Below are 13,361 nucleotides of genomic sequence, written 5' to 3'. Positions count from 1 at the left end.
GCCGAGCGGATAATAGTATCTGCTCGGCATTTTTTTTGAAATTAATTCTAGATAGATGCAAATAGGTTCTAAGTCCGTAGGTTTGGTGCTTTCCGGTGGGGGCATTCGAGGTATGGCTCATATTGGGGTTATAAAGGCAATGCAAGAATTTGGTATTGAAGCTAACGTTGTTTCCGGAAGCAGTATTGGTGCTTTAGTAGGCGCTTTGTACGCAGCAGATAAACCGGTTATTGATATGCTCCGTTTTTTTAAGGAGACTCCGCTTTTTAAATACAATTATTTCGCGGTCGCAAAACCGGGTTTATTGAACAGCGAAAGTTATATATCTTCCTTTAAACAGTATTTTCCAGAAGATAGTTTTGAGGCTTTGAATAGAGAGCTACACGTTGTAGCTACCAATTTGCAAAGGGGAGAAGAGCTTTTTATTGATAAAGGAGAACTGATAAAACCTTTATTGGCCTCTGCCGCATTACCTCCTGTTTTTAGTCCGGTGGAATATAATGGTGAACTATACGCAGATGGCGGAATCATGAATAATTTTCCTTCAGAGCCGGTTTTATCTAGAGTAGAGTATGTAATTGGCAGTAATGTTTCGGTAGTTTCTAAACTTGAGAAGAAGCATTTGAACAACTCATTTCAATTAACAGGCAGGGTAACGGGGTTGATGATTTACGCTATTAACCGACAAAAAATTAATAATTGCCATCTTATCCTCGAATCGCAAGAATTGGAACATATCGGTTTACTTGATCGAAGAGGTATCGAAAAGGCCTATGCAATTGGGTATGAGACTGCGGTGAGAAAATTTGAAACGATGTTTCCAGAATAGTTCATTGTCTACAGCATGGCACTTAACAATAGGGTGCCAACAAACCATAGTACTATTGATATCGTTCCCCCAATGACTAGAAAGTGTTTGAACTTATATATTCCCATACTATAAATTAGGGCATTTGTTTGATAACCTAGGGGAGTGAAAAAACTAAAATTCGCAGCGAACATTACACAAAGTATAAATGGTTTTGGGTCAAGACTTAATCCGCTAGCAAGTGAAATTCCTATTGGTGCCATTATAATTGCGGTAGCATTATTAGATACGACACTACTTAGAACCATGGTAGTTAAAAATAACAAACCAATAATAAATAAGGGTTGCTGACCCGACATTAATGTCAATAGCTCTTCGGTGATCCAAGTATCTGCTTTGGCATTGCTCATGGCGATACCTAACGGAATCATACCTGCCAGTAAGAATATAATTTGCCAGTTTATCTTTTCATAAATACGGTTCAGCTCTACGCACTTAAAAAGCAGCATGGCTAAAGTACCGGTGATTACACTTGTCATCACCTCAAAAACTCCCGTAGCCGCCATGGCAATCGTTACTACCAGAATTAAGATGGATAGATTTCTTTTAAACGGAGTAGCAGGCGTTCGACCCTCGTATTGGTTTAACACTGCCAAACTATTGCTATTTTCAAAATTCGAAACATATTCGGGCTTTGTCTGTATCAATAAACGGTCGCCAACATGTAGCTTGGTAAATTCATGATTACTTTGATGTAACCGGTTTTGAAGAATACGTAGTTTCTTTCGCTTATTTACTGCCAGAGGTATTGCTCTTGGCATTAACATCGTTTTTAATTCGGTTAAATTTCTTCCTAAAAATTTAGATCCAGGTAATAATAAAAGTTCTAGCAATAAACTTTCATCATTCTTGTCAGTATTCTTTGCAGAATCATTTTCTGAGCTGCCGACCTTCTTAATTTGAGTGTTTTTGGTGGATTTAAATTGATCTTTTTCGGCTACATCAATATCAAAATATCCTTCTCCGCGCATTTTTTGGAGATTCTCTAAGCTGCAATGTAAAAGAATAACATCGTTTGGTTTTATCAGTAAATCATGATTTTCAAGGTTTTGGTCATAGCCATATCTAGATAAGCGTAATACCGTAATATCTACTTCCTTATACATAAAGCTTTCGCCAATGGGTTTATCGACTAAAGGAGAATCTTCTTCAATAGTCAATGTCAAAAGATAGCGATCAAGATCATAGTTGTCTGAAAGCTCGCCATTATCAATTGGTAAAAAACGATAGAAAAGAGCAATAATACCCACAGAAATGCCTAAAAAAGTGATTCCCATGAGCGAAAACTCAAAAAATCCGAGTTTTTCGCCTGTGTATCTAACAGCAATATTACTGACCAATAAGTTCGTTGAGGTTCCCATTAGGGTACAACTACCACCTAAAATACTGGCAAATGATATGGGTAATAATAATTTACCTGGTGGTAGTTGATACTTTTCTCGTAGCTCGGCAACTATCTTTATAAAAACAATTACTACAGCAGTTGAACTTACAAAGGCAGAAATACTACCTGCAATGAGCATAATAGCAACTGTGGCTAATACGACAGGCCAGTTCTTTAAAATTTTGAGTCCCTTTGCGAGATAAGAAATTGCGCCGTTTTCCTCCAATCCTATTGCTAAAATCATCAGACATAAAATGGTAATGACCGCTTTGTTAGAAAACCCGCTGACGGCTTCTTCGGGAGAAACCAAACCTGTTAATAATAAGGCGGCAATAATACAGAAGGATATTTTATCCATCGGAAAAATCTCAAACGCAAACAATATAATTACAGCTGCGATGATGATAAATACACCAATGATTTCGATGGTCATAGCTAGTGAGAATTGAAAATGTTTTCAAAGCTATTGCAACGCCCCAGAAAGGATGACTCAATCAAATTTTATTTTGACTTTGGGTAAGAGAATAATGCAAAAAAGAAAAACGTCTTTGTGAACTACGTGTAGTATCTGTTGAATAGTTGTTCCTAAATAACAGATTGCTTCGTACCTCGCAAAGACGATTATATAAATTTTTTAATAACCAGAATTGAGAACTGGCTGTAAAAGTAAATTTTTACTTGTTTCCCCTTTGGGGATTAAGTGGATTACACATCATCATAATCTACCTTAATAGTAGGTGTAGTCGGGTGTGCTTGGCAGGTTAGAATAAATCCGTCTGCGATTTCCTTATCCGTTAAAATTTGGTTCATGACCATTTCTGCTTTTCCTTCAGTTACCTTGGCAATACAGCTACTACATACTCCACCTTGACATGAGTATGGCGCATCAATATTTTCTTTTAAAACAGCATCAAGAATCACTGTTTTCTTATCCATGGTAAACTGAAATTCTTCATCATCAACAAGAACGGTAATCGAAGTTTGACCATCTGCCTGTACAGGTAATTCTTCTTTTATTTCGGTAGGCGTAAAAAGCTCAAAATGAATTCTATCTTTTTCAACTTCATTCTCTACCAAAGTGTCTTGCACCAAACGAATCATCTCTTCTGGTCCGCATAAATAGTAGCCATCAAAATCAACATCCTTATGCTTATTTAATAATGCATAGTTTACCGTTGAGGTATCTATTCTACCAAATAAAGCCTTGTCTTCACGTGTCTGACTGTTGGTGAAGTATACAAAAAATCGATTGGCATATTCTAGTTCTAGTTTCACCAAATCGGTGTAAAACATAGTCTCTTCGTAAGATTTGTTTCCGTAAACCAAAACAAACTTGTTCTTCGGGTTACTATCTAAAACAGATTTTGCAATACTCATTATAGGGGTAATACCACTACCTGCGGCAAAGGCTGCAATGTTTTGAATGTCTTTTGTTGTTTTAAAAACAAAACGACCGTCTGGTTCCATCACCTCTAAAGTATCACCAACTTTTAATTCTGAGTTGGCGTAGTTAGAGAATCCGCCATTATCTACCTTTTTGATACCAATGGTGATTCCGTCTTTTTCAGGAGAAGAACTAATTGAATAGGCTCTTCTTAGCTCTTTTCCTTTAATTTCTTTTTTAATGGTAATGTATTGACCTGCCGTAAAAGTGAAAGTCTGTGCCAATTCTTTCGGAATTGAAAATGTAACGGCAACTGAAGTTGGCGTTAATTTTTTAATATGTTTTACCGTTAATGGGTGAAAATGCGACATATGTTGGTTTCTTTAAATCGAATTACAAAATTAAGCATGCTTTTGCGATAAAATATGACATTTGTCAAAAAAGTCGGTATTACTGCTTTTTGTTTAATTTTTTTATATTAATAAATAAGCTTTTGAATTAGAAAAAAGAGGCTTTTTATGCTATGTTCGTTATACTAAAATAGAAAAGGCTAATTCTTTCTCTTTCTTTTTAGATTAAGCAGTTTCAGAAACTTCAAATACCTTGAAAAGGATTTTTTGACGGGGAAGAAGGAAGGATTAATCGGTTAATTTTTTCTGGATATATAGTAAGGTATAAAATAAGAGCTTAATGAATATTTTGAATTTTGTTTGTAACAAACTCAAGATTTTTCTTACTTATATTCAGAATACTAAAACCAACCGAATGTTTAAACGTTTTTCTTCATTACAATGGAAATCCTTTTTTAGATCCTCTAACCTTGGTAAAAGCCTTGGGATAAAAATTTTCATGGGCTTTATGGTGGTATATCTGCTTTTATCGCTTGCAGTAACTGGAGGCGGAATGTACTTTCTTTTAAAAGAAATATTCCCGGATCAGAGCCCAATGTGGAGCATTAGCCAGTATTTCATTTACTGGATTTTAATTGAATTATTACTTCGGTATTTCATGCAGAAATTACCGGTGATGGATATAAAACCATTCTTGACTACACCGGTTAAGAAAAGTACCATTGCACATTATATTTTAGGTAGATCGGCAGCATCTATCTATAATTTATTGACATTATTCTTTATAGTGCCCTTTGCAATTGTATTACTGTTTAATGGCTACCCTGCAGTAAATGTTCTGTTATGGATCGTAGGCGTAATGGCAATTGTTTTGTGTATTAATTATGTGAACCTACTTGTAAATAAGAATGATAAAGTTCTTATTGGGATAGGGAGTATTCTTGTTCTAGGGTACGCATTGGATTATTTCGGAGTGTTCTCTGTTAAAGAGTTTTTTGCACCTGTTTTTCATGCGCTCTATGCATATCCAATTACGGTATTGATTCCGATTGCTTTAGCAGGAATAATATATTATGTCAATTTTAAATACCTACGAGATAAGATTTATCTAGATGCTAAGCTTCAATCGAAATCGGTAGAAGCAAATACGTCAGATTTAGCTTGGACAAAGCGTTTTGGAGAAATGGGTTCATTCTTACAGCTTGATCTAAAAATGATTTGGCGAAATAAAAGAACTAAATCTCAAGTGTATATTTCCCTGCTTATGGTGTTCTACGGGTTGGTGTTTTATACGCAAGACATGTACAGTAGTATGATGCCAATGAAAGCATTTGTGGGCATATTTATGACAGGTATTTTCTTAAGTAATTTCGGTCAATTTATTCCTGCTTGGGATAGTAGTTACTATAGTATGATGATGTCGCAAAATATACCTATGCGAAAGTATTTAGAATCTAAAGTATCTTTAATTACAGTAAGTGTTGTATTTATGTTTTTATTGACCTTACCCTATGTTTACTTCGGTTGGGATGCTTTGGCAATCAATTTTGGTTGCGCATTATATAATTTAGGGGTAAATATACCGGTCATTTTATATTTTGGGTCATTCAACAAAAAAAGGATAGAATTAGATCAGAGTCCGTTTGGGAATATGCAAGGCGCAAGTGCTACTCAGTTTTTGGTAATGCTTCCGGTAATGGTGGTTCCAATAATTATATTTTCCATCTTTTATTACATCTTTAATTTAGAAGTTGCAGTGGGTGGATTATCAGTTTTAGGCGTCATTGGTTTTGCCATGAAGAACTACTTAATCAATTTAATCACCGAGCAGTACAAGAAAAAGAAATACGGAATGATTGCAGGTTTTAAAGAAAAGGCTAGTTAAGGTTTTTCATTTAGCGCATTTCATTTCATCCTAAAAAATTAGAATAATAAAATTATGATTACAATAGAAAATTTATCTAAAAAATACGGTTCACAACAAGTACTAAATATCGAATCTTTAAATATACCAACAGGACAAAGTTTCGGTTTGGTAGGTAATAACGGTGCGGGTAAAACAACACTTTTTAGTTTGTTGTTAGATTTGATACAACCAAGTACTGGTCATATTATTAATAATGATGTTCAGGTAAACACCAGTGAAGATTGGAAACCATTTACATCATCGTTTATAGATGAAACTTTTTTAATAGGCTACTTGACTCCCGAAGAGTATTTCTACTTTATCGGCGACCTTCGAGGTCAAAATAAAGCCGATGTTGATGCATTGTTAACACAGTATCAAGATTTCTTTCATGATGAAATTTTAGGTCAGAAAAAGTACTTAAGAGATTTATCGAAAGGAAATCAGAAGAAGGCTGGTATTGTAGCTTCTTTTATTGGTAATCCAAAAGTGGTGATATTAGATGAGCCTTTTGCAAATTTAGATCCAACGACTCAAATTCGTTTAAAGCAAATCATTAAAGAACTGGCAGAACAGAAAGACGTCACCGTTTTAGTATCTAGTCACGATTTAATTCATGTAACCGAAGTTTGCGAGCGTATTGTAGTATTGAATAAAGGTGTATTAGTTAAAGACATTGAAACATCTGCCGAAACATTGAAAGAATTAGAAGTGTTCTTTGGTGCAGAAAGTGGTAATGTGGTTGTTGAGTAAATTGATTTTTTTAAGATTATATATACTTAAACTAGTTAAATGGCTTCTGATTTAGATTCGTTAATTGATTTTTACCAGTGGGAAATAAAAAGGGTAAAGTCACAAATAGATGAGCTTCTTAGATTACAATTTTATAAAGAGGTTGAGTTTGATTATGATGCCTTAGCTAAATTACAGAGGGAGTTAGACGTCTTATTGACTTTGAAAGATTCGAAGTACGCAAATATTAAAAGATTAAAAGAAAATATAGAATTTTATAAAACTGGTATTGAGGAAATAGGTAAGCATAGGGGTTTTAAAGAAATTTTTAAGATTAGAATACGCGAAAAGGAAAGTGAACTAGAAGCATTATTAAAAGCTAAAAATAAGCCGATTTCGTTCGAAACTCAATATGTAGATGACGCTTTGTATAAGTTATATTCAAATGAGATTCTTGCTTTCAATTTATACCTCAATGATAATAAACAAATTTACTTAAGTCTTAATTTGGTAAATACTAATGAAATAAGAGTAGCAGTTTATCTTGAGAATAAGGATGATTATTCATGGTATAAAAAATACTCTTTAATTAAAGATTTAAAATTTCTTGATTTTGAAGACGGAGGAATGTATTTGACAAGGAAAATACATAACTCAAATACCTTATTAGAAGTCAAAGAACTTATATCTAGAATTGTGATAGGCTTAAAGAATATTGGAGATTTTAAGAATGAAATCTATCTAGAACTTATCAATAGTAAGTAATCATCAAAATTTCATAGTAAAAACACAAAACCGACCACTAGGTCGATTTTTCATTTCTATGTTTTAAGGAGATCTAACTAAAATCCGATGAAGATGTATTTGATCAGATTATCTGCGGTTTTTAGATAAATACCTATTCATTAAAATCAAAACAAACTACCTGGTCGGTAAAATTTGGTTGTAGTAGTCTAAAAATGTTCCGAATACTTAAAAATAAATATGTGGTTTACCGATGAACGGTATAATAATCTGGCTGTTTTTAAGTTAAACATACATACGTAGATCAACTATTTTGAATCTTAAAAACAAACTTATTTTATCGGGTCTTTTGGCGAGTATGCTTTTTAATGCATGTTCTGTTAAGAAAGACAAGTTCGTAAACCGTAACTGGCATGCGCTCAATACCAAATACAACACCTTGTATAATGGTAATATTGCTTTTGAGCAAGGTCGAGAAACTTTAAACGAAACCTATCAAGATGATTATTTTGAACTCTTGCCTATAGAACGTTTAGAGGTTAGCGGCGAAATTAAACTCGACTCAGAAGACAACAATCCTAATTTTCTTATTGCGGAAGAAAAAGCGACCAAAGCTGTTCAACGCCATAGTATGGATATTAAGGATGAAGAACGAAACCCACAAATAGATGAAGCTTTTCTTTTATTAGGCAAGGCAAGGTATTTTGATGAGCGTTATATACCGGCATTAGAGTCTTTCAATTATATTTTAAATAAATACTCTGAAAGCGATAAGCTGAACGAAGCTAGTATTTGGAGAGAGAAGGTAAACATCCGATTAGAAAACGATGATCTTGCCATTAAGAACCTAAAGCGCTTAATGAAATACGAGCGTTTAAAAGATCAAGAATATGCCGATGCAAGAGCAATGATGGCGCAAGCGTTCATTAACCTTAATGCACCAGATACTGCTGTTCAAAATCTTAAAATTGCATCGCACTACACCACTAAAAATCCTGAGAAAGGCAGGTACTACTATATTATAGGTCAGCTATACAATCAACTAGGGTATAAAGACAGTGCTAATTATGCATTTGACAAGGTAATTGACTTAAATAGAAAGTCGCCACGTGTGTATATGATCTATGCAAAAATTGAGAAATTAAAGAACACCGAGGTTACCGCTGAAAACAAAGAAGAGGTTTTAGAATATTTGACCAAATTGGAATTGAATAGGGAGAATAGACCTTTCTTAGATGACATTTACAGACAATTGGCAGAGTTTCATTTAAAACAAGAATCTGATAGCTTGGCATTGGTCTATTTCAACAAATCGTTACGTGCTTCGCAAAACAAGCCAAAATTGAATGCGCTTAACTATGAGAATTTAGCGGAGTATAATTTTGATAAAAGTGTTTACAAACCGGCTGGTGCGTATTTTGATAGTGTGCTTACCAACCTTAATGAGAACACCAAGAAATTTCGTGGTATTAAAAAGAAGCGCGATAATTTAGAAGATGTTATTAAATATGAAGACATTGTGCAATATGCCGATAGTGTAATTACACTATATCAAATGCCTAAAGAAGAGCAATTGGCTTATTTCGGTAAGCATATTGAAGAATTGCAAAAGGCAAAAGATGCTGCACAGAAAAAAGAGAAAGAAAGAATTACCGATGGTTTTGCTGCGTTTAGCAATAGTAAAGGTGGTAAAGAAAACAAGGGTAAATTCTATTTCTATAATATTACCAGTTTAGGTTACGGTCAAAATGATTTTAAGAATCGCTGGGGAAATAGAGAATTAACCGATGATTGGCGTTGGTCAGATAAATCGGTGATAAATAAAGAGAATGTAGCATTACAAGATGCCCAAGGAATTAATGATAGTTTAAGTGTTGTAAGTGAAGATGAGAAATTCTCATTAGACTTTTACATGGATCGTTTACCTACAGATGTTGCTGTTATTGATAGCCTAAAGACAGAGCGTAATTTCGCTAATTATCAATTAGGATTGATATATAAAGAGAAGTTCAACGAAAACCTTCTGGCTGCTGGTAAATTAGAAGATGTATTGGCATCTAATGCAGAAGAACGATTGATTCTTCCTTCAAAATACAATTTGTATAAGATTTACGAAGAAGTTGATAGTCCGCTGAAAGAGGCAATGAAGGCAGATATTATTGCCAACCATTCAGATTCTAGGTATGCAGAGATTCTATTAAATCCGCAAGCGGTATTAGCTGATAATTCTGATAGTCCAGAAAAGCGCTATGAGAATTTGTTCAAACAGTATAAAGACCAAAAGTATTTACAGGTAATTACAGGGTCAGAGGAAAATATCAATAGATTTACTGGTGATCCTATAGTTCCGAAATTTGAAATGCTGAAGGCAAATGCAATTGGTAGACTACAAGGTTTTGAGCCTTTTAAAGAAGCATTGAATTATGTGGCACTGACTTATCCTAATAATCCGGAAGGTAAAAAGGCCGAACAGATGATTGCAGAGCAGCTTCCGAAGTTAGAGCCAAAAGAATTTTCACCAGAGACAGATTCTAAGGGAACATCAAACTGGAAAGTAGTTTTTCCATTTAAAAGGAATAATACAGAGAAGGCTTTGAAGTTGATGGAATTATTAGAACAATCTATCGTAGAACTTAGGTATAAAAATATAGTTTCTAGAGATATTTATAATCTAGAAGACCAATTTATAGTGGTACACGGATTTAAATCTAAAGATTTTGCCCTTGGGTATGCTGAGCTACTAAAAAACAATAAGGATTATCTAGTTGCTGATGAGAATTTTGTAGTTTTATCGGAGAACTATAAGATTATTCAAGTACACAAGAATATTATCGAGTATAGAAATACGCTTTTAACCCCAAAACCGTGAACAATGTTTTCAGACAAACAAAAACCTAGAACTATGAATGAAGTAGGAGGTCAACCTAACAGAATAGAGAAGAATACCAAAATTAAAGGAGATATAATTTCAGAAGCTGATTTTCGCATAGATGGTAAGCTAGACGGTAATGTAAAAACTTCAGGAAAAGTTGTTATCGGTAAAGATGGTTACATTCATGGTAAAGTAGAATGTGTAAATGCAGATATAGAAGGTAGTTTTAACGGCGAACTTTTAGTGTCTGACTTATTATCTTTAAAATCATCTGCAGTAATAGAAGGTACCGTATCTGTAAATAAATTGGCGGTTGAGCCAGGTGCTACATTTAATGCTTCTTGTACAATGGGCGGTGGTAAAGGTGCTAGCAGTGCAGGTTTTAAATCATCTAATAATGGAGCCGCAAAAGCCTCGTAATGACAATTCTGAACTTTTAAGAAATGCCGCAAGCTTATCTGGTGTTGCCATACAAATGGGTGTCACTATATTCTTGGGCAATCTTTTAGGGGAATGGTTAGATCAAAAATTTGAAAAAACGTTTTTAGAAGACACATTTACTTTACTTGCTGTATTTTTGTCGATCTATTTAGTCATAAAAAAAGTTATGGCGTTAAATAAATAAACGTTGTTAAAAAATATCATTTTATATATAGTCGTGTTCACTGTTGTGGGCGCGACTTCTTATTTTTTACAAGATTTGGCTATATCGGTCGCACCAACCTACTTTGGTTCGGTTTTGATAAAAGCCTACACTTTTCATTACTTGTTTTCATTAACCTTGGTCATCGTATTCTTAATTGCATCAAAAAACAATTCCTTTTTCGATCAGTTGGGTTTTATGTATATGGGTTTACTGGTTTTTAAGATTATGGTCTTCGCGATAGTATTTTATCCATACTTGTTGGGTGAACTCATTATGCCTCAATTATATAGAGCTTTACTGCTTATGCCGGTGCTGATTTTTTTATTTCTAGAAGTGTTTTTTATTTCGAAAATTATGCAAGAAAAAAGACTCTAAATTTTAAAGCTTTAAAATTGGGTGGTTTATGCAATAATTGACTACTTTTGCGCAAAATTTCTAGGAGCTAAATTTTTTGATAAAGAACTAATGATGCAAGTTTCAAATACGATTAAAACCTTATTACAACTTCTAATACTTTGTTTTTCATTGCAAAGTTTCGCTATATCTGATACCGAACAAGAAGGTACAGTTAGTACTAAGGAACAGGTAGATGAGTATATTTTACATCACCTTAAAGATTCTCACGATTTTCATTTATTCTCGTATTCTAATGATGCAGGCGAAAGAAAGCACGTAGGTTTTCCGCTTCCTGTAATTCTTTGGTCAAACAATGGTTTGGCAACTTTCATGTCATCAGAATTTCATCATGACGATAATGGGCAGGTTGTAGTTGAAAGAAACGGTTCTAAATTCGTAAAACTTCACAGTAAAATATATGAGTTAGATAATGGTGCAACATCAGTTAGTTTTGATGAAGAGCACCATGCAACAAACGCTCATAAAGTATTAGATTTCTCTATTACAAAAAGTGTTGTTGGTGTGTTGTTAGTGGGTTTACTTATGTTATTGGCCTTTTCTTCTTTAGCAAAACAATACGGAAAGAAAAAAATACCTACAGGTTTTGGTAGAGTGTTAGAGCCTTTAGTGCTTTATGTAAGAGATGAGATCGCAAGACCTAATATTGGCGAAAAGCATTACAGAAAATTTACAGGGTACCTATTAACCGTATTCTTCTTTATTTGGATACTAAACTTAATGGGGCTTACGCCATTCGGATTTAATGTAACTGGTCAAATTGCAGTAACAGCTTGTTTGGCAATATTTACTTTAATTATCTATACAGTTAGTGGAAATAAAGATTACTGGATGCACATCTTGTGGATGCCGGGTGTACCTGTTTTTGTAAAGCCTATTTTGGCTATTATAGAATTAGCTGGTGCATTTATAATTAAACCATTCTCTTTATTAGTTCGTTTATTTGCAAACATATCTGCAGGGCATATTGTAGTAATGAGCTTAATTGCCATCATGTTTACACTTAAGAAAAGTTTAGGTGTTGTTGGTGCAACTGGTCTATCTTTAGTTTTATCATTTTTCATCACCCTTATTGAGGTGTTGGTGGCCTTTTTACAGGCATATATTTTCACTGCGCTTTCTGCACTATTTATTGGTATGGCGGTAGCAGAACATGATCACGAACACGAGCATGATTCTCATGGTCATGAAGTGATAGATGCAGAAGATGTAAGAGGAGATTTTATTTAACAAGAGTTTTTTTAATTTAATTATATAAATCAATTAGTATGGTAACTTACAATTTAATTGGAGCAGGTTTAATCGTTATCGGAGCAGGTTTAGGTCTTGGTCAAATCGGTGGTAAAGCAATGGAAGGTATTGCTCGTCAACCAGAAGCGGCAGGAAAAATTCAAACAGCGATGATTATTGTTGCAGCACTTTTAGAAGGTTTAGCATTCGGTGCTTTGTTCTTAGGAAAATAAGAACACGAAAACCCAAAGACATCTTCCTGTAACGGTTGGTTACAGGAAATGTTTTTTTTAATTATTGATTTAGATTTTAAAGATTAAGATATGGAAGTTTTATTGAACGATTTTTCACCAGGTTTATTTGTTGTTCAAACAATATTATTATTAGCATTAATTTTCTTAATGGTAAAATTTGCTTGGAAACCAATTTTGAATTCGTTGAACGAAAGAGAAGCTGGTATAGAAGAAGCATTGGCTGCTGCTGATAAAGCACGTACCGATATGCAGAACTTACAAGCTGATAATGAGAAAATGTTACAAGAAGCTCGTGCTGAACGTGAGGGGATGTTGAAAGAAGCGCGCGAAATCAAAGAAAAAATGATTTCTGACTCTAAAGAGCAAGCAAAGATAGAAGGTGATAAAATGTTGAAGCAAGCGCAAGCTGCCATCGAAAGCGAGAAAAAAGCTGCTGTTGCCGATATTAAAAGTCAGGTTGCAGAATTATCTGTAGCTATAGCAGAAAAAGTTATAAAAGGAGAGTTATCTAACAACGACAAGCAATTGAAATTGGTAGATGCAATGTTGAGCGATATAAAACTTAACTAAAAGAAAT

General features: G+C 34.2%; 13 protein-coding genes. 11 read left to right on the top strand and 2 right to left on the bottom strand.

What is annotated here, in order from left to right; genetic code table 11:
- The first annotated feature begins 55 nt into the window (after nt 1-55).
- Nucleotides 56-829, top strand: a complete 774-nt coding sequence (locus ACEN2N_RS10140; protein ID WP_441824212.1) for a patatin-like phospholipase family protein — start codon at nt 56-58, stop codon at nt 827-829.
- An 8-nt stretch (nt 830-837) separates the two neighbouring features.
- Here the strand turns inward: ACEN2N_RS10140 and ACEN2N_RS10135 are convergent, their stop codons facing one another.
- Complete coding sequence (locus ACEN2N_RS10135; protein WP_441824211.1) at nt 838-2,685, bottom strand: SLC13 family permease; 1,848 nt, start codon at nt 2,683-2,685, stop codon at nt 838-840.
- Between the two features lie 272 nt (nt 2,686-2,957).
- Nucleotides 2,958-4,007, bottom strand: coding sequence for a 2Fe-2S iron-sulfur cluster-binding protein (locus ACEN2N_RS10130; RefSeq protein WP_441824210.1), 1,050 nt, complete (start codon nt 4,005-4,007; stop codon nt 2,958-2,960).
- Between the two features lie 394 nt (nt 4,008-4,401).
- Here ACEN2N_RS10130 and ACEN2N_RS10125 point away from each other — a divergent pair, with 394 nt between their 5' ends.
- From ACEN2N_RS10125 to ACEN2N_RS10080, 10 genes are all read left to right on the top strand, one after another.
- Complete coding sequence (locus ACEN2N_RS10125; protein ID WP_441824209.1) at nt 4,402-5,871, top strand: DUF5687 family protein; 1,470 nt, start codon at nt 4,402-4,404, stop codon at nt 5,869-5,871.
- 54 nt (nt 5,872-5,925) lie between these two features.
- Nucleotides 5,926-6,645 (top strand): ABC transporter ATP-binding protein, encoded by a 720-nt coding sequence (locus tag ACEN2N_RS10120; RefSeq protein WP_441824208.1) that lies wholly within the window; start codon nt 5,926-5,928, stop codon nt 6,643-6,645.
- 39 nt (nt 6,646-6,684) lie between these two features.
- Complete coding sequence (locus tag ACEN2N_RS10115) at nt 6,685-7,389, top strand: hypothetical protein (RefSeq protein WP_441824207.1); 705 nt, start codon at nt 6,685-6,687, stop codon at nt 7,387-7,389.
- A 337-nt stretch (nt 7,390-7,726) separates the two neighbouring features.
- A complete protein-coding gene (porW, locus tag ACEN2N_RS10110; RefSeq protein WP_441824376.1) occupies nt 7,727-10,237 on the top strand; it encodes a type IX secretion system periplasmic lipoprotein PorW/SprE in 2,511 nt (836 codons plus the stop codon).
- Nucleotides 10,238-10,240: 3 nt separating this feature from the next.
- Nucleotides 10,241-10,660 carry a bactofilin family protein gene (locus ACEN2N_RS10105; protein ID WP_441824206.1) on the top strand — a complete coding sequence of 140 codons (420 nt, stop codon included), beginning with the start codon at nt 10,241-10,243 and terminating at the stop codon, nt 10,658-10,660.
- Nucleotides 10,638-10,865: an AtpZ/AtpI family protein gene (locus ACEN2N_RS10100; RefSeq protein WP_036150997.1), complete on the top strand. Its 228-nt coding sequence runs from the start codon at nt 10,638-10,640 to the stop codon at nt 10,863-10,865. Before ACEN2N_RS10105 ends, ACEN2N_RS10100 begins: the two co-directional genes overlap by 23 nt.
- Nucleotides 10,866-10,868: 3 nt before the next feature.
- The gene (locus tag ACEN2N_RS10095) at nt 10,869-11,261 is read left to right on the top strand and encodes a DUF6168 family protein (protein WP_441824205.1); all 393 of its coding nucleotides are present in this window, start codon (nt 10,869-10,871) and stop codon (nt 11,259-11,261) included.
- A 90-nt stretch (nt 11,262-11,351) separates the two neighbouring features.
- Entirely contained in the window at nt 11,352-12,530 is a 1,179-nt protein-coding gene (atpB, locus tag ACEN2N_RS10090; RefSeq protein ID WP_441824204.1) for a F0F1 ATP synthase subunit A, read from the top strand.
- Nucleotides 12,531-12,568: 38 nt separating this feature from the next.
- The gene (gene atpE, locus ACEN2N_RS10085) at nt 12,569-12,763 is read left to right on the top strand and encodes an ATP synthase F0 subunit C (protein ID WP_027065438.1); all 195 of its coding nucleotides are present in this window, start codon (nt 12,569-12,571) and stop codon (nt 12,761-12,763) included.
- Nucleotides 12,764-12,853: 90 nt separating this feature from the next.
- On the top strand, nt 12,854-13,354 hold the full coding sequence (locus ACEN2N_RS10080; RefSeq protein WP_424004111.1) for a F0F1 ATP synthase subunit B: 501 nt from the start codon (nt 12,854-12,856) through the stop codon (nt 13,352-13,354).
- The last annotated feature ends 7 nt before the right edge of the window (nt 13,355-13,361 follow it).

This window comes from Maribacter spongiicola, assembly GCF_052119685.1.
In the GTDB taxonomy this organism is placed as follows: Bacteria; Bacteroidota; Bacteroidia; order Flavobacteriales; family Flavobacteriaceae; genus Maribacter; species Maribacter spongiicola_A.
This window is presented reverse-complemented; position numbering and strand designations above follow the sequence as displayed.